The organism is Hydrogenophaga sp. L99, assembly GCF_058731905.1.
The window spans coordinates 3256922-3274325 of the sequence record NZ_CM178972.1; the positions used below are offsets into that span (position 1 = coordinate 3256922).

Consider the following 17404-nt stretch of genomic DNA (forward strand, 5'->3'; position numbering starts at 1 on the left):
CCCCAAGCAGTTCTTTCTTTGACGCAGCGCAACCCGATCGACCTGGCGAAGCCGTGAACCGCCGCAGCGCATGCCCTTTGCGTATCGGCTTTGCTATGCTGCGCACATGAGCACAAGCCCGCCTACCACCCTGCCCGCCCGCAGCCTGTTTCACTTTGCCTTTCATGTGACCGACCTCGACGAGGCGCGCCGCTTTTACGACGGTGTGCTGGGGTGCACCGAAGGACGCAGCACCGACACCTGGGTCGACTTTGACTTCTTCAGCCACCAGATTTCGCTGCACCTGGGCGAGCCGTTCAAGACCAGCCGCACAGGCCGGGTGGGCGACCACCTGGTGCCCATGCCGCATTTCGGCCTGGTGATGTTGCTGCCGGCCTGGCAGGCACTGGCTGAGCGGCTGCAAGCCGCTGGCGTCGACTTTGTGCTGCCGCCGCAACTGCGCTTTGCGGGGCAACCCGGCGAACAATCGACGATGTTTTTCTGCGACCCGTTCGGCAACCCGATCGAAGTCAAGGGCTTCGCGTCGCTCGACGGGGTGTTTGACATCTGACACCCACAGGGCAGGCTGCTGACGCCGAAGGTTGTGCCGCCTGCGCTCAGAAAATAGGTGTGATGTGTGCGCCAACTCACATTCAGCAGCCTCCATCCAACGGTTCCAACGCTACCAACGGTCGCATCGGCGAACCCAACGGCGCCGCGCCGCGCACGGGCTGCACCAGAATCAGGGCGCAAGACACATTCGAAACCTACCGGCCCTGCCGTTTTTTGTGCCCCCTATGCCAAGCTTGTCCACGCCGTCCTCTCAACCCGCACCGGCCCGCGGTCTTTCGCGCCGCCAGTTCACCACCTGGGCTGCCGGTGCGGCGGTCTTGGGCGCCCCGGCGCTGAGAGCGCAGCCAGCCAACCGCCTGGTGCTGGGGCAGTCGGCCGCCTTCAGCGGGCCCGCGGCGCAGCTGGGTATTCAGTTCCATGCCGGTGCCAAGCTGTTCTTTGACCAGCTCAACGCCAAGGGCGGTGTGAACCAGACCCTGGTGGACATCAGCACGCTGGACGATGGCTACGAGCCCGATCGCTGCGCAGCCAACACCCGCAAGCTGCTGGACGACGACGTTTTCGCCCTGTTCGGCTACATCGGCACGCCCACCAGCGTGGCTGCCCTGCCGCTGGCCACCCAGGCGCAAACGCCGTTTTTCGCCCCCTTCACCGGTGCCATGGGCTTGCGCCAGCCCTTCAACCGCATGGCGTTTCACATGCGGGCTTCGTACAACGACGAGACCGCCCTGATCGTCAAGCAGCTGACCAACTTGGGGCTCAAGAAAATCGCGGTGTTTCACCAAAACGACGCCTACGGCAAAGCCGGTCTCGATGGCGTCACGCTGGCGCTGAATGCGATGCAGCTCAAGCCTGTGGCGGTGGCCACGGTAGAGCGCAATTCGGTGGACGTGGCGCAGGCGGTGAGCACACTCAACGCGGCGAAGCCCGATGCCGTGGTGCAGATCAGCGCTTACACCTCGTGCGCGGCCTACATCCGGGCGGCACGGGCCGCGGGCTACGGTGGCACGTTTTACAACGTGTCTTTTGTGGGCACACAGGCCCTGGCCGACGCCCTGGGCAAAGAGGGCGCGGGCGTGGCCGTTTCACAGGTGGTGCCCACGCCCTACAGCACCTCGCGCCCCATCACCCGCGAGTTTCTGGCGGCCATTGCGCAAGGCGGCAGCAAAGTGCAGGCCAACTTTTCCAGCATGGAAGGCTTCATGGCGGCCAAGTTGTTTGCCGAAGGCATGCGCCGAGCCAGCGGGCGCCTGACGCGCGACAGCCTGATTGGCGGACTGGAAAGCATCCGCGACTATTCCATCGGCGGCTTCAACGTGTCGTTCAGCCCCAGCAACCACGTGGCGTCGAAGTTTGTGGAGCTGTCCATGCTGACGGGCGACGGCCGCGTGCGCACCTGAAGCGCCGCCCGGCCGCACCCGGTCAATCGCTCAGCCTATCAGGCGCCTAGCGGCGCGATGGTCTGGTCAATGGCACCAAAGATGGTCTGCCCGTCTTTGCCCTTCATCTCAATGCGGATGGTGTCGCCAAATTTCATGAACGCGGTGGACGGCTGGCCGTCCAGAATGGTTTCAATGGCGCGCTTCTCAGCGATACAGCTGTAGCCCTTGGGCCACTCTTTGCGGCCGTCCACTTCAACCGCCTTGTTGCTCACCGTGCCGCTGCCCACGATGGAGCCGGCGCGCACGTTGCGCGTCTTGGTGATGTGGGCAATGAGCTGGCCGAAATGGAAGGTCATTTCGGGGCCGGCCTCGCACATGCCCACCTTGCGGCCATTCCAGGTGCTTTGCAGCGTGAGGTGCACGCGCCCGCCCTGCCAGGCGTCACCCAGCTCGTCGGGCGTGACCGCCACCGGACTGAAGGCGCTGGCCGGCTTGCTCTGGAAGAAACCAAAACCCTTGGCCAGCTCGGCTGGAATCAGGTTGCGCAACGAGACGTCGTTGACCAGCATCAGCAAGCGAACGCCATCCAGTGCCTGAGCGGGCGTGGCACCCATGGGCACGTCGCCCGTCACCACGGCAATTTCGGCCTCGAAGTCGATGCCGAAGTCTTCGCTGGGCACCACCACGTCGTCGCAGGGGCCCATGAAGTCGTCGCTGCCACCCTGGTACATCAGCGGGTCGGCGTAAAACGACGTGGGCACCTCGCTGTTGCGGGCTGCGCGCACCAGCTCCACATGGTTGATGTAAGCCGAACCATCGGCCCACTGGTAAGCCCGCGGCAGCGGCGCCATGCACATGGCCGGGTCAAACGGGAACGCATGGCGCGCCTTGCCCTGGTTGAGCGTCACGTACAGGTCGTGCAACTGCGGGCTGATGAAATTCCAGTCGTCCAGCGCCTGCTGGAGCTTGTTGGCGATGCCGGTCGCATAATGCGCGGTCGAGAGGTCGCGGGAAACCACCACCAGTTGTCCGTCGCGCGAGCCGTCTTTGTAAGTGGCGAGTTTCATGCATTTCTCCTGCTAAAGCTTCATTGATTGGCCATGATGGCACCCCGGGAACCTGAGCAGCACCATCGTGCAAAAATTACGAATAGTGAAACAAGTTCACCTATTCGTAAAATTTGAATTTTAGACCAAAGCCCTGTCCACCGTTGACCGATCTTCCAACACCATGCCCGTAGCCACGCCCTCCAGCGCCGACACCCCCCGCCACACACCGACGGCCACCGACAGCCCGGAAGACGGCGAGCACCTGCGGGCCGGCATCCAGTCGGTCGAGGTCGGGTTTGAGCTGCTGAACGCGCTGTCCAACGCCCCCGGCGCGCTGATGCTGCGCGACCTGGCTGCGGCGGCCGGCATGAGCGCGGCCAAAGCACACCGCTACCTGGTGAGCTTTCAGCGCATGGGCTTGGTCATGCAAGACCCGGTGAGCACCCGCTACGACCTGGGGCCAGCCGCGCTGCGCCTGGGCCTGGCCAGCCTGAGCCGCATCGACGCCGTGAAGCTGGCGCGCGAGCGCGTGCCCGCGCTGCTGCTGGAAACCGGCCACACGCTGGCCATTGCGGTGTGGGGCAACCAAGGGCCCACCATGGTGCACTGGGCCGAAGCGCCGCAAACCGTCCCCGTGACGCTGCGCCTGGGCGACGTGATGCCGCTGCTGACCTCGGCCACCGGCCGCTGTTTTGCCACCTTTATGGGCACCGAGGGGCGCGACGCCGAGCGCATTGCGCCCATGATCCGTGACGAACTGGCCCGCCTGAAAAAGCTGCCCAACAACGCGATGCCGCTGCTGGACGTGCCGCAGTCGCAGCAGGCCGTGCAGGCCATGTTGAACGAGACCCGCCAGCAAGGGCTGGCGCGCGTGGTGCACAGCCTGGTACCGGGCGTGGGTGGCTTTTGCGCCCCGGTGTACGACGCGCAGGGGCGTCTGGCGCTGGGCCTGGTGGTGCTGGGCTCGGTGGCCACGCTCGACACCCAATGGGACGGTGCGCCAGCCCAGGCCTTGCTGCGCTGCGCCCGCCAGCTCAGCGCCGACCTGGGGCACCAGCCCCAGACCTGACACCCCGTGAGCCAGCCACCTCCACGCACCACCGCCACACCACGCTGGACCACCTTGGCCCTGCTGGGCGCCGCGGTGCTTGGCCTGCACCTGCTGCTGTTGTCGGGTGGCTGGACGCCACTGGCCGAACCCTGGCCCAACGGCACCACCACTTCCCTGAGCGCGCCCGAAGCACACGACTCCACGCAAGCGGCAACACCGCTATCGCCACCGCCTGCGACCGCAGCACCACCGCGCGCCACCGTCAGCACGGTGCGCTGGATCGTTGCGGCTCCCGCAACAACAGCCCCCGTCGCCAAGCCCCGGCCCGCAGAAAAGCCAACACCCGCCGCAAAGCCGCTGCCGGCTGCGCCGCCCCCGCGACCGCAGCGCCCAGTGGACGCAGTGATCGCTATCGCCCCCCTCGATGAAACCCCGGACGCCGCCCAGGCGGTTCGGGTTGAAGAGCCCGCCGCTGGCAGCGCACTGCAGCCCGAGCCGGAACGCGCTGAGGCAGCACCCACAGCGGAGGTTCTGGCCAAGGCTGCACCCGAAACCGACCCAGGACCGCAAGCTCTGCCCCAGCCCTCAGACGCGAGCACCCCACCCGTACCACCCGAAACCGCAGCGGTGCGCGGTGAAAACCTCCCGCCGGCGAGCCTGCCCGCCAGCACGCAACTGGCGTACGACGTGTCGGGCACCATCAAAGGCCTGAATTACCGCGCCAGCGGCGCGCTGACCTGGACCCTGGCCGACGGCCGCTACGGTGCCCGCATGGAATTGCGCGTGCCCTTGCTCGGCAGCCGGGTGCAAACCAGCGCCGGGCGCGTGGAAGCCAGCGGTCTGCTGCCTGACCGCTTTTCTGACAAAAGCCGCAGCGAGCGCGCCGCCCATTTCGACCACGCCCAGCAAACCATCCGTTTCAGCAACAACCGGCCCGAAGCCGCCCTGCAGCCGGGTGCCCAGGACCGGCTCAGCCTGTTCATGCAACTGGCCGGCATGCTCCAAGCCCAGCCCGCCGCGTACCCCGCCGGGCAGCTGATCAGCCTGCAGGTGGCGGGCACCAGCGACGCTGAAACATGGCGCTTTCGGGTCGGCGAGGAGGAGACTCTGGCGCTGCCGGCCGGCAACCTGCCAGCCCGCCGGCTGGTGCGCGAGCCGCGCGAGCCCCGCGACAGCCGCATCGACATCTGGCTGGCGCCCACACTGGCTTACCTGCCGGTGCGCATCCGCATCACACAAGACAGCGGTGACCGCGTGGACCAGCAGCTCAGCCAGATGCCCTGAAACTGCGGCCCGCTGTGCCAAAAATGACACGCATCTTGAAACCACCCGGAACGTATCCACTTAAAAGGCAGTCTGAACTCCATATCGGCGACCGATTGCCGATATAAGGTCATCAGGAACACAGGTTTCTCTCTTAGAAGGATATTTCAGTCATGCACATGCTTTACGACTCGGATGCCTTTGCCGTGGTCCACATCCTGGCCAACGCGCCCACCGACGGTGACAACGTCATTACTGACGGTCCCCAGATTCCCCGCCACGGTTTTGAAATCGTGGACAAACGCTCGGGCAAAGAGGTGTACCTCGACGGCTCCTGGGCAGAAATGTTCCAGATCCAGATCACCGCCTGGCAGCAAAGCACCCCTTCGCAAGAAGAGGTGGAAGACACGCTGGAAGGCTACGCTTCGCTGGCGCAGATGCCGGTGGTCATGCACTAGACGCTCCCCCCGCGCCGCGCCCAAGGACGCGTCACCCCCAGAGGGCTGCGCTGGCGGCTTGGCAAGGCCAGCTCCGCGGCGCCCTCGGTTGGACCACCCGTCGCGCCCCCGTTGCATCTCCCGCTCGCCCGGCACTTGCCGGGCTTCGTTTTTTCAGGTGGCTCTTTTCGCCTGCAGCCACAGGAACACCGGCTCGGCCAGTACCAGCACCGCCACCAGCCGGCACACCTGAAAAGCGGTGACCACGGGCACGCCCAGTTGCAGCACCTTGGCGGTGATGGCCATTTCAGCAATACCGCCGGGCGATGTGCCCAGCACCAAGGTCGCGGGATGCAGTCCGGTCAGGGCAGCAAGCACCCAGGCAAAGACCGCACACAAACCCATCATCACCCCGCTGGCCAGCGCCACCGAAGCCATCCAGCGCGGCGCGGTGTGCACAAAAGCGGGCGTGAAGCGAACCCCCAGGCTCACCCCGATCACCAACTGGGCCGCGTTGGTCAAGCCAACGGGGATGGCCGTCAACGCCACACCCGACAAGGTGATGCCCATGGTGACCAGCAAAGCCCCCATGAACCAGGGGTTGGCGCGGCCCAGGTGCCGCATCAGCAGCGCACCCGCCAGCGTCAGCCCCGCCAGCCAGAGCAAGCCCTGCGCATGCACTTCACGCAGCGCATCCGGCAAGCGGTCAATGCCCTGCACGCCCCAAAATTGCAAGGCAAACGGAATCGTCAGCGTAACCATCAGCACCCGCAGGCTGTGGGCGGCGGCCACCAGGTCGGTGCGGGCACCGTGGCGCTCGGCGATCAGCGTCATTTCAGAAGCACCGCCAATGGCAGCCGCAAAGTAGGTGGTGCTGCGCAGCTGGGCCGGGGTGAGCGACGACAGGTGCGCGCCGTGCTGGTGGCGCAGCCAGGCGCCAAACCCTAGCCCGAGCGCCAGCGCCCAGGCAATGCCCAGCGCAATCGCCCACCACAGGCCCGCCACCAGGGCGCCCACGGCAGGCGTGAAATACAGCCCCAAAGCGGCTCCAATGACCCACTGCCCCGCGTTGCGAAACGGCACCCAGCTTTCGGTGCGAGCGCCCAGCACCGACACCAGCGAAGTCGCCACCAGCGGGCCGATCATCCAGGGGATTGGGGTTTGCAGCCAGACACACAGACGTGCCGACGCGTAGGCCAGCAGCAGGGTCAGGGCCACGCGGCGCCAGGATGTGGGCGGGTGAGGAAACAAGGGCGGCACTCGGGTTTTGAAACAGGGCGACCGCCGTTCAAAGCGGGCCGCGTAGTATCCCTGCATGAACTGTCGACGCGCTGTCACACAGCCCTGCAAAAAGATCGCCATCGGCATCCTGCTCGGCGCTGCGCTGGCGGGCTGCGGCAGCACCACTCACCCTGGCGGCACAGCGCCTGCTGCGTCGGTGCAAGTCAAGCAGTTGCCGGCTGCGCCCTTGCTGCTGCTGGGTGAGCAACACGACGCGCCCGAGCACCAGGCCCTGCAGCGTGAAACCGTGGCGCTGCTGAGCCAGCGCGGCCAGCTGGCCGCCGTGGTGATGGAGATGCTGGAGCAAGGCCGCCAGACCACCGGCCTGCCCCCCAGCGCCACCGAAACCGAGGTGCGCCAGGCTCTGCACTGGAGCGGCGAAGCCAACAGCGGCTGGCCCTGGGCGGTGTACGGCCCAGTGGTGATGGCGGCGGTGGCGGCGGGTGTGCCGGTGCTGGGTGGCAACCTGCCTCGTGCCAACATGCGCACCGCCATGAGCGACAGCACGCTGGACCAGCGGCTGGCGCCAGAGGCCCTGGTGCAGCAGCAAAGCAACATTCGCGAAGGGCATTGCCACCTACTGCCCGAACGCCAGATTGCGCCCATGACCCGCATCCAGATCGCCCGCGACCGCAGCCTGGCCCAAGTGGCGGTGGCCGCGCTGCAGCCAGGCAAAACGGTGCTGTTGGTGGCCGGCAATGGCCATGTGCGACGCGACCTCGGCGTGCCCCAGCACCTGCCTGCAGGCGTGGACCACCATGTGGTGATGGCGCAAGCTGGGTCCAACCCCGCGAGCGAACCCGGTAACCACGCCGACACGGTGTGGACCACGCCCCCGCGCCCACCCACCGACCACTGCGCCGAGATGAAGACGCAAATGGGGCGCTGAAAGCGTCCCTGTCAGGGTCGAATCAGCCGATCAAGCCACGCGCTTGATGGCGTCGGCCAGCACGCCGACCATGGTCTCAATGTGCGGCTTTTCCACAATGAAGGGCGGCGCGAACACCAGGTTGTCGCCCGCGTTGCGCACCAGCACGCCTCGGTGGTAGCAGTCCATGAACACATCGAACGCGCGTTTGCCCGGCAAGCCTGGCAGCGGCGCCAGTTCCACCGCGGCCGCCAGCCCCAGGCTGCGGATGCTGATCACGTTGGGCAGGCCTTTGAGCGCGCTGTGCATGGCATCGCCCAGCACCGGGCCCATGGCGCCCGCGCGCTCAAACAGCTGTTCTTCGCGGAACAGGTCCAGCGTGGCGATGGCCGCCGCGCAGGCCACCGGGTGGCCCGAGTAGGTGTAGCCGTGGAAGAACTCGATGGCGTGCTCGGGCGCGCTGCCGTGAGCGCCCATCATGGCGTCATAAATGCGGTCGGTGCAGACCACGCCGCCCAGCGGAAACACGCCGTTGGTGACCGCCTTGGCGAAGTTCAGCATGTCGGGCTGCACGCCGTAGTAGTCGGACGCGAAGGCGGTTCCCAGGCGGCCAAAGCCGGTGATCACCTCGTCAAAAATCAGCAAAATGCCGTGCTTGTCGCAGATCTCGCGCAAGCGCTTCAGGTAGCCCTGCGGCGGCACGTACCAGCCCGCGCTGCCAGCCACCGGCTCCACGATCACGGCGGCAATGTTGCTCGGATCGTGCAGCGGCAAGATGCGGTTTTCCAGCTCCAGCAGCAGGTCTTCGTTCCACACCGGCTCGGCGTTGTGGATGTAGGCATGGTTCACCGGGTCGTGGATGAAGCGCATGTGGTCCACCCGCGGCAGCAGGCTGGTGCCATACACCTTGCGGTTGGCCGGAATGCCGCCCACGCTCATGCCCCCAAAGCCCACGCCGTGGTAACCGCGCTCGCGGCCAATGAACATGTTGCGGTGGCCCTCGCCGCGTGCGCGGTGGTAGGCCAGCGCCACCTTCATGGAGGTGTCTGCGGCCTCTGAGCCCGAGTTGCAAAACAGCACCTTGTTCAGGTCGCCCGGCGCCATGGCCGCAATCATTTCGGCGGCGCGAAACGCTTTGTCGTTGCTCACGCTGAACGCCGTGGCGTAGTCCAGGGTGTCCAGCTGCTTCTTGATGGCTTCGTTGATGGGCTTGCGGTTGTGGCCGGCGCCCACGCACCACAGGCTGGAAATGCCGTCGATCACCTGGCGCCCGTCGTGGGTGGTGAAGTGCATGCCGTCGGCGGCCACAAACACCCGGGGGTCTTTCTGGAAGCTGCGGTTGGGGGTGAAGGGCAACCACTGGTTGTCCATGCGTAGCGTGTTGTTGTCCATGGTGTTGGCTCCTGTGCTGCCCTGTGAAGCTCGGGCGATCCGCGATTTTGGCACCACACGCCATGGCCGGTGGCTCCACTGCTCAAGGCGCCGGCAGGCCCACCGGCAGCCATGCTGCGACAATCAGCGCGCCATGCAACACACCTACGTCCTCACCCTTTCCTGCCAGGACCGCCCTGGCATCGTGCACGCCGTCTCGGGTTTCCTGCTGGAAAACGGCGGCAACATCGAAGAAGCAGCCCAATACAACGACCCGGCCACCGGCCTGTTTTTCATGCGGGTGCAGTTCGCCTGCGGCCAGCTCACCCAGGACGACCTGCGCTTGCGCCTGAAGCTGTTTGCCGAGCCCTTTGCCATGCAATGGACCCTGCACCCCATGGCCGAGCCGGTGCGCACCGTCATTTTCGTCAGCAAAGAAGGCCACTGCCTCAACGACCTGATGTTCCGCTGGAAGAGCGGCCTGCTGCCGCTGGACATTCGCGCCATCGTCAGCAACCACCGCGACTTTTACCAGCTCGCGGCCAGTTACAACGTGCCGTTTCACCACATCCCGGTGACCGGCGCCACCAAGGCCCAGGCCGAAGCCAAGCAGCTGGAGATCATCCGCGGCGAAGGCGCCGAGCTGGTGGTGCTGGCGCGCTACATGCAGATTTTGAGCAACGACCTGTGCCGCGAGCTCTCAGGCAAAGCGATCAACATCCACCACAGCTTTCTGCCCAGCTTCAAGGGCGCCAAGCCTTATTACCAGGCACACGACCGGGGCGTGAAACTGATCGGCGCCACCGCCCACTATGTGACGGCCGACCTGGACGAAGGCCCGATCATCGAGCAGGACGTGGCCCGTGTAGACCACACCGACACCGTGGAAGACCTGACCGCCCTGGGCCGCGACACCGAAAGCCAGGTGCTGGCCCGCGCTGTGAAATGGCACAGTGAACACCGCGTGCTGCTCAACGGGCACAAGACCGTGGTGTTTAAATGAGGACGCCCCCCGATGCAGCCTTGCAGGCTGCTTCCCCCCACTGGGGGGCGCACGTCCGCTTCGGGGCGGCCGTGCGCGCCGTGCCCGGATCACTTCCCCTCAGCCGCAGCGTTTAAGGTGACGCCATGACGATTCGCATCCCGCCGATTCAATGCCTGCTGACCTTTGAGGCGCTGGCGAGGCTGCGCAGCGTCACCCAGACCAGCGAAGAGCTTTGCGTCACGCCCAGTGCGGTGAGCCATCGCATCAAGCAGCTGGAACAAATCTTGGGCACCAAGCTGTTTGGCCGGGCCGACTTTTCGCTCACCACCGAAGGCAGCGAATACCTGGCCCATGTGCGCGAGGGCTTGGCCACCTTGCAGAAGTTTCCCAGCCACGTGGCCACGCCGGGGCGGCGCAAGCTCAAGCTGGCGGTCACGCCCACGTTTGCGCGCTCCATTTTGCTGCCGCGCCTGAAGCAGTTCAGCGAAACCTACCCCGAGATCGACCTCACGCTGCAGGTGAGCATTCCGCTGCTGGACGTGGTGGCCGAAGACGCCGACCTGACCATCCGTTTCGGCACCGGCCGCTACGCCGACGTGGAACACGTCTGCCTGATGAAGGACGAGGTAACCCCCCTGGCCTCGCCTGCGTTTGCACGCGAACACGGCCCGTTTGACGCGCCGGAAGACCTGGAAGGCGTGCCGCTGCTGCGCAGCCCGCTGGAGCCCTGGCGCACCTGGTTTGCCGCCCACGACCTCGACTGGCCCGAGCCCGTGGACGGCTCGCAGTTCAACGACATTGGCCTGATGTGCGATGGCGCTGCCGCCGGCATGGGCGTGGCGCTGGTGCGGCTGAAGCTAGCCGCGCCCTGGCTGGAGCACGGCACGCTGGTGCCGCTGTACGAGCGCCATGTGCCCAGCCCGCACGCCCACTACCTCTGCTGGCGCACCGGCACCATGGACCGGTGGGAATGCGCGGCTTTTGCGGAATGGCTGAAGAAGGCGGTGGGCTGACGGCGGTCCAGACCCGCGTTTGGGTGCGGCGGGCGGGATAGGCGCGAAACCCTTCACTGCCCAAACCCAAAACCCAAAACCCCAAACCCCAAACCCCAAACCCGCTCACAACCTGCTGCAAGTTTCTTCAAACGCGGCAAACCGCTTTGGCCTAAACTGACCCTCAGCCCAGCCAACGCACCCAACGAGCCGCCATGAACGCACCCACCGCCCCCGCAGAAGTTGCCCAGTTCAACCGCGCCAGCCGCCAGGCCGAAGTGGTTCGTGCCCTGAGCGCGGTGGTGCCGGCCCACGCCCTGCTCTGGCAGTCCGAAGACACCGTGCCCTACGAGTGCGACGGCCTCACTGCCTACCGCGAGCGCCCGCTGGTGGTGGTGCTGCCCGAAACCGAAGCGCAGGTGGCCGGCGTGCTCAAGGCCTGTCATGCGCTGGACGTGCCGGTGGTGGCGCGTGGAGCCGGTACCGGCCTCTCGGGCGGCGCCATGCCCCATGCCCTCGGTGTCACGCTGTCGCTGGCCAAGTTCAACCGCATCCTCAAAATCGACCCCCGTTCGCGTACGGCGCTGGTGCAAGGTGGCGTGCGCAACCTCGCCATTTCTGAAGCGGCCGCACCGCATGGCTTGTATTACGCCCCCGACCCGAGCAGCCAGATCGCCTGCACCATTGGCGGCAACGTGGCCGAAAACTCCGGCGGGGTGCATTGCCTGAAGTACGGACTGACCGTGCACAACGTGCTGGCCGTGCGCGGCTACACCATTGAAGGCGAGCCGGTCACGTTTGGCGGCGAGGCGCTGGACACGCCCGGCCTGGACCTGCTCTCGCTCGTGATCGGCAGCGAAGGCATGCTGGCCGTGACCACTGAAGTGACCGTCAAACTCGTGCCCAAACCCATGTTGGCGCGCTGCATCATGGCCAGCTTTGACGACATCCGAAAAGCCGGCGACGCGGTGGCTTCGGTGATCGCGGCCGGCATCATTCCAGCCGGCCTGGAGATGATGGACAAGCCCATGACCGCGGCCGTGGAAGACTTCGTGCATGCCGGCTACGACCTGTCGGCCGAAGCCATCTTGCTGTGCGAAAGCGACGGTACGCCCGAGGAAGTGGAAGAGGAAATTGGCCGCATGAGCGACGTGCTGCGCCGCTGCGGCGCCACCGCCATCGCCGTGAGCAAAGACGAAGCCGAACGGCTGCGCTTCTGGAGCGGGCGCAAAAACGCGTTTCCGGCCAGCGGGCGCATCAGCCCCGACTACATGTGCATGGACTCCACCATTCCGCGCAAGCGGCTGGCCGACATCCTGCTGGCCATTGCCGAGATGGAAAAGAAATACCAGCTGCGTTGCGCCAACGTGTTTCACGCCGGTGATGGCAACCTGCACCCGCTGATTTTGTTTGACGCCAACGACCCCGACCAATTGCACCGTTGCGAGCTGTTTGGCGCCGACATTCTGGAAACCAGCGTGGCCATGGGTGGCACTGTGACGGGTGAACACGGCGTGGGTGTGGAAAAACTCAACAGCATGTGCGTGCAATTCAGCGCGGCAGAAAATGAGCAGATGTTTGCCGTGAAGCGGGCTTTTGATACCAAAGAGCTACTCAACCCCGGCAAGGTCATCCCCACACTGCAACGTTGTGCTGAATACGGGAAGATGCTGGTGCGTGGTGGTCGCCTCTCGCACCCGGAATTACCCCGGTTTTAACTGTCAACTTTCACAGTTGCACCTTGACACACTGGGGTACAGTGGTGCGACATGAAGGCGTTTTACCCCCTGAACGATGCGCCCCCGCCGCCTTTGACGCGTGACGGGGAGCTTTCTGCACGTGAGCAGGAACTGCTGCGCCAGATCCAGGCGCTGCGCGAAGAAAACGCCCACCTCCGGGCTGGTTACGCAACCAGTCTCGCCCAAACACGCACCGAGGAACACACCTCGCCATCCGCAGCCCAGTTGCCTCTGGGGCTCAACACATCACTGGGCGAACTGAGTACCGCTCCCACCACCGTGGCGGCGCGGCTGGAGTACGAGGCGCTGTTCGAGGCGCTGGCCAGCGTATTTCCGATTGGCATTTTTCGCATCGACCACGCGGGTGTGCTGACCCACGTGGACGACAAATTGCAGCAGCTGTTCGGCCTGACGCGGCCAGACTTCCCCAATTTCGGCTGGCTCTCGCGGGTGCACCCAGACGATCTGGAGCAAGTGCAACAGCACTGGGTGCAAGGGGTTTCACAAGGCAAAGCGCTCAATGTCGAATGCCGACTGATGCGCCCAAACCAGCCCATTTGCCACGTATTGGTGCGCAATGTGCCGCAATACGATGCCAGCGGCAACATCACTGGCCAACTGGGGTTTGTGCAAGACATCACCCTCCTGCGCACACTGGAAGCCGACGCGCGGCTGAAGGAAGACCTCAACCGACAAATCATTGCCAGCAGCCCCGATTGCACCAAAGTGCTGGATCTGCAGGGTCGCGTGCTGCAAATGACGGCCAAGGGCTGCGAACTGGTCGAGGTGGACGATTTCGAACAGGTGCGACTGAGCGACTGGACCCAATGGTGGCCCGAAGACAGCGTCCCGCTGGCTGTCGCGGCCATCGAGGCGGCCGTGCGCGGCGAAAGCGCGCGCTTCCTGGCACCGGCGGACACCTTCAAAGGCACGCCCAAGTGGTGGGACACCGTGGTGTCCCCCATCTGCGACGTCCAGGGGCAGCCGGTGATGCTGTTGGCTGTCTCGCGCGACATCACCGAAAGCCGGCAGCAGCAGGACGAGATTCACGAGCTGAACGTCCAGCTCGAAACGCGGGTGCAGATGCGCACCCAGGAACTGGCCAACGCCAACCAACGCATCCGCGTCACGCTGAATGAGGCCCAAACGCTCTACAACCAGGCGCCCTGCGGTTACCACTCGGTGAACGCCCAAGGCGCCTATGTGTTGATCAACCAGACCGAACTGGACTGGCTGGGCTACACCCGCGAAGAGGTGGTCGGCCAGCAGCATTTCCGCGACCACGTCTTGCCCGAATACAAGGAGGTGGTTCGAGACCGGCTGGCCCGTCTGAAGCGCCACGAAAAACTGGAGACGGTGGAAGTCGGCATGCGGCGCCGGGATGGCAGCCAGTTTCGCGTCCTGCTCAGCAGCACCGCCGTGTACGACGACGAAGGAGCGTTTGTACGCACCAACAACACGCTGGTCGACATCACGGCCCGCAAAGCGGCAGAGCTGGCGCTGGAAGCCCAGCGCAACTTCCTGCAAGCCATCACCAACTCGGTACCGGTACAGCTCGCGTTTTACGACACCGACCTGATCTGCCGCTTCGCCAACGCCAGCTACGCACGCTGCCTCAACGACCACCCCGAGCGCCTGATAGGTCTGCACCTCAGCCAGGTCGCACCGGCCGAAAATTTCAACAACGGTCTGCCCCGGCTGAAAGCCGCTTTGGCTGGCGAGACCCAGCGCTTTGAGGGCCGGCGAGTCTTCCCAACCGGCGGAACCTTTTACGCCAGCATCGAATACACGCCTTACCGCCAAGACGGTGCTGTAACGGGCATCATCATTCAGTTGGTGGACATCACCGAGCGCAAAGCCGCCGAAGACCACGAACGCGAGGTCAATAGCCAGCTCAACGAAGCACTGGGCCAGGCTCAGGCGCTCTACCACCAAGCGCCTTGCGGCTACCACTCCCTGGACAAAGATGGCTTCTACGTGTCCATCAACGACACAGAGCTGGCCTGGCTGGGATACAGCCGCGAGGAAGTGGTCAACCAAAAACGGTTCGCCGACTTCATTTCGCCCAAGCACCACCACCTGCTGGAAACCCGGATGCAGGAGGTGCTGGAAGACAAAGCGATTGAGGGTGTGGAGTACGAAATGCGCCGCCGCGATGGCAGCGTCTTCTTCGCACTCCTGTCGTCCACGGCTGTGCGCGACGATCAGGGCCGCTTCCTGCGCAGCAACACCACGGTGGTCAACATCACCCACCGCAAGCAGGCCGAAATGGCCCTGCACGACAACCAGCGTTTCTTGCGCACCATCACCGAACACGTGCCGGGCTTGATCGCCTACCTCGATGCCATGCTGCGGTTCCGGTTTGCCAATGCCGAGCACCTGCGCGTGTACGGCATGGACCCCCAACACATCACGGGGCTGCACATCAGCGAATGCCTGCCCCCGGAAGTCTGGGCCGAAACCGCACCCCGCATGCGTGCCGCGCTGGGTGGCCAGAAACAGCAGTTTGAAGCCTGGCGCCGAACGGTGGACGGCACACCCATCTTCATCAACGCGACCTACCTGCCCGACGTCCATGAGGGACTGGTGCAAGGTGTCTTCGTGCAGATCATCGACATCACCGAGCGCAAGCGCATTGAAGAACGGGTGAGCCAGCTCAACGACGAACTGGAGCGGCGCATCCAGGAGCGCTCGGCCGAGCTGCTGGAGAGCGAACAGCGCTTTCGCCTCATGGTGGACAACCTGCGCGAATATTGCATCTTCTTTTTGGACGCCGACGGGCTCATTACCGACTGGACCGACAGCGCCCAGCGCCTTGAGGGTTACTCGCCGACCGAAATGCTGGGGCGCCATTACGCTTTGCTGTTCGACCGCAGCAACCCCGAAAAAGGCCTGGCCAAGGCGACCCAGACGCTTCGGCTCGCCGCTTCGCGTGGCCAGCACGAACTGAGCGACTGGCACACCCGCAAAGATGGCTCGCAGTATTGGTCGCACTCGCTGCTGATTGCGCTGCGCGACGACAGCGGCGAACTGCGCGGGTTCGCCAAGATCAACCGCGACATGACCGACGCCAAACGGCTCGACGACCTGATGCGCAACATCAACGACGAGCTGGAAAACCGGGTGGCCGAGCGCACCGAACAGTTGCTGGCCGCGAACAAAGACCTGGAGTCTTTTTCGTATTCGGTCTCACACGATCTGCGTTCACCGCTGCGCCATATTTCCAGCTTTGTGAGCCTGCTCGAAGAGCACCTGGGCCTCCAGTGCGACGAAGTCAGTGCGCGCTACCTGAGCACCATTGGCAGCTCGGCCCGGCACATGAGCCAACTGATCGACGGCTTGCTGGCTTTTTCTCGGCTGGGGCGCTCGGCCGTGAACGTGGCACCGGTGGACTTTGCCCTGTTGGTGGGCGACGTGGTCAGCCAGCTTGCTCACGACACCGAAGGACGCGTCGTGGACTGGCTGGTCGCTCCCGACCTGCCACTGGTGCAGGGCGACGCCTTGTTGTTGCGCGAGGTCTGGGCCAACTTGCTGGGCAACGCCTACAAATACACGCGGCCCAGGGAGCGTGCACTCATCGAGATCGGCTGGAGCGTCGACCCAGCGGTGGGCTACACCTTCTTTGTCCGTGACAATGGCGTGGGTTTTGATACAAAATACGCAGGTAAACTTTTTGGTGTATTTCAGAGGTTGCACCGAGCTTCTGAATTCGAAGGAACTGGCATCGGGCTGGCGCTCACGCGCCGTATCGTAGAGCGCCACGGCGGCAGCATCTGGGCTGAAAGTCAGCTGGGTGAAGGCAGTGTGTTTTACTTTTCGCTACCTTTTGAGAACATGCAGTCACCGGACGTCACCAAGGATTCGCTGTACGCGTCTCTGGAACCATGAACAAAAACGCCAACGCCATTCTTCTTGTTGAAGACAACCCCGATGACGCAGAGTTGACCCGGCTGGCGCTCGAGCGGCACGGTCTGGACGGCCGCGTCACCCATGTGTCCGATGGCATGCAGGCCCTGGACTACCTTTACAGGCGCGATGCCTATGCCAACCGCCCAAGCGGCAACCCCGTGCTGGTGTTGCTGGACCTGAAAATGCCTTTGCTGGACGGCATTGGTGTGCTCAAGGAAATCAAGGGCTCGGAGCACTTGCACAACATCCCCGTGGTCGTGCTCACGTCGTCCACAGAGCCCAGCGATCTGCAACGGGCTTACGACGCTGGCACCAACGCCTACATCGCCAAGCCCACCGAGTTTTCGCAGTTTCTCAGCGCCATGAAGCATGTGTGCGAATTCTGGATCAACATCAACCAGACCGCGCCCCAAACCTCACATGCGGGCGTGCGCACCTCTGGGTTTGGCGAACTGATGTGACAGCTGGCCTGCGCCAAGCACGCGGGCACACGCTGCACCCCATGCACCGTTAAACAAACCCCCA

The 17404-nt window shown here is 64.6% G+C and carries 14 protein-coding genes; 11 read left to right on the top strand and 3 right to left on the bottom strand.

What is annotated here, in order from left to right:
- Positions 1–106: 106 nt before the first annotated feature.
- Complete coding sequence (locus tag AC4QBL_RS15495; RefSeq protein ID WP_472907378.1) at positions 107–550, top strand: VOC family protein; 444 nt, start codon at positions 107–109, stop codon at positions 548–550.
- 226 nt (positions 551–776) lie between these two features.
- Positions 777–1952, top strand: coding sequence for an ABC transporter substrate-binding protein (locus AC4QBL_RS15500; protein ID WP_472900788.1), 1176 nt, complete (start codon positions 777–779; stop codon positions 1950–1952).
- A 38-nt stretch (positions 1953–1990) separates the two neighbouring features.
- On the opposite strand, the gene AC4QBL_RS15505 is transcribed toward AC4QBL_RS15500, so the two are convergent.
- On the bottom strand, positions 1991–3001 hold the full coding sequence (locus AC4QBL_RS15505; protein ID WP_472907377.1) for a fumarylacetoacetate hydrolase family protein: 1011 nt from the start codon (positions 2999–3001) through the stop codon (positions 1991–1993).
- A gap of 163 nt (positions 3002–3164) precedes the next feature.
- On the opposite strand from AC4QBL_RS15505, the gene AC4QBL_RS15510 reads away from it, so the two are divergent.
- From AC4QBL_RS15510 to AC4QBL_RS15520, 3 genes are all read left to right on the top strand, one after another.
- A complete protein-coding gene (locus tag AC4QBL_RS15510; RefSeq protein ID WP_472907376.1) occupies positions 3165–4052 on the top strand; it encodes an IclR family transcriptional regulator in 888 nt (295 codons plus the stop codon).
- 6 nt (positions 4053–4058) lie between these two features.
- Positions 4059–5318, top strand: a complete 1260-nt coding sequence (locus AC4QBL_RS15515; protein WP_472907375.1) for a DUF3108 domain-containing protein — start codon at positions 4059–4061, stop codon at positions 5316–5318.
- Positions 5319–5470: 152 nt separating this feature from the next.
- Complete coding sequence (locus AC4QBL_RS15520) at positions 5471–5755, top strand: BTH_I0359 family protein (protein WP_472900792.1); 285 nt, start codon at positions 5471–5473, stop codon at positions 5753–5755.
- 153 nt (positions 5756–5908) lie between these two features.
- Here the strand turns inward: AC4QBL_RS15520 and AC4QBL_RS15525 are convergent, their stop codons facing one another.
- Entirely contained in the window at positions 5909–6985 is a 1077-nt protein-coding gene (locus AC4QBL_RS15525; protein WP_492131603.1) for an AbrB family transcriptional regulator, read from the bottom strand.
- 64 nt (positions 6986–7049) lie between these two features.
- Here AC4QBL_RS15525 and AC4QBL_RS15530 point away from each other — a divergent pair, with 64 nt between their 5' ends.
- A complete protein-coding gene (locus AC4QBL_RS15530; protein ID WP_472907374.1) occupies positions 7050–7904 on the top strand; it encodes a ChaN family lipoprotein in 855 nt (284 codons plus the stop codon).
- Between the two features lie 30 nt (positions 7905–7934).
- Here AC4QBL_RS15530 and aptA read toward each other — a convergent pair whose 3' ends face one another.
- Positions 7935–9275 (bottom strand): omega-aminotransferase AptA, encoded by a 1341-nt coding sequence (aptA, locus tag AC4QBL_RS15535; protein ID WP_472907373.1) that lies wholly within the window; start codon positions 9273–9275, stop codon positions 7935–7937.
- A 133-nt stretch (positions 9276–9408) separates the two neighbouring features.
- Here aptA and purU point away from each other — a divergent pair, with 133 nt between their 5' ends.
- The 5 genes from purU to AC4QBL_RS15560 all read left to right on the top strand — a co-directional run bounded on the left by purU (position 9409) and on the right by AC4QBL_RS15560 (position 17340).
- Entirely contained in the window at positions 9409–10257 is an 849-nt protein-coding gene (gene purU / locus AC4QBL_RS15540) for a formyltetrahydrofolate deformylase (protein ID WP_472907372.1), read from the top strand.
- A 125-nt stretch (positions 10258–10382) separates the two neighbouring features.
- Entirely contained in the window at positions 10383–11252 is an 870-nt protein-coding gene (locus AC4QBL_RS15545) for a LysR substrate-binding domain-containing protein (protein WP_472907371.1), read from the top strand.
- 194 nt (positions 11253–11446) lie between these two features.
- Positions 11447–12949, top strand: a complete 1503-nt coding sequence (locus tag AC4QBL_RS15550) for an FAD-linked oxidase C-terminal domain-containing protein (protein ID WP_472907370.1) — start codon at positions 11447–11449, stop codon at positions 12947–12949.
- Between the two features lie 51 nt (positions 12950–13000).
- Positions 13001–16858, top strand: coding sequence for a PAS domain-containing sensor histidine kinase (locus AC4QBL_RS15555; protein ID WP_472907369.1), 3858 nt, complete (start codon positions 13001–13003; stop codon positions 16856–16858).
- Positions 16855–17340, top strand: coding sequence for a response regulator (locus AC4QBL_RS15560; protein ID WP_472907368.1), 486 nt, complete (start codon positions 16855–16857; stop codon positions 17338–17340). The genes AC4QBL_RS15555 and AC4QBL_RS15560 overlap by 4 nt, the downstream gene beginning before the upstream one ends.
- Positions 17341–17404: the final 64 nt, after the last annotated feature.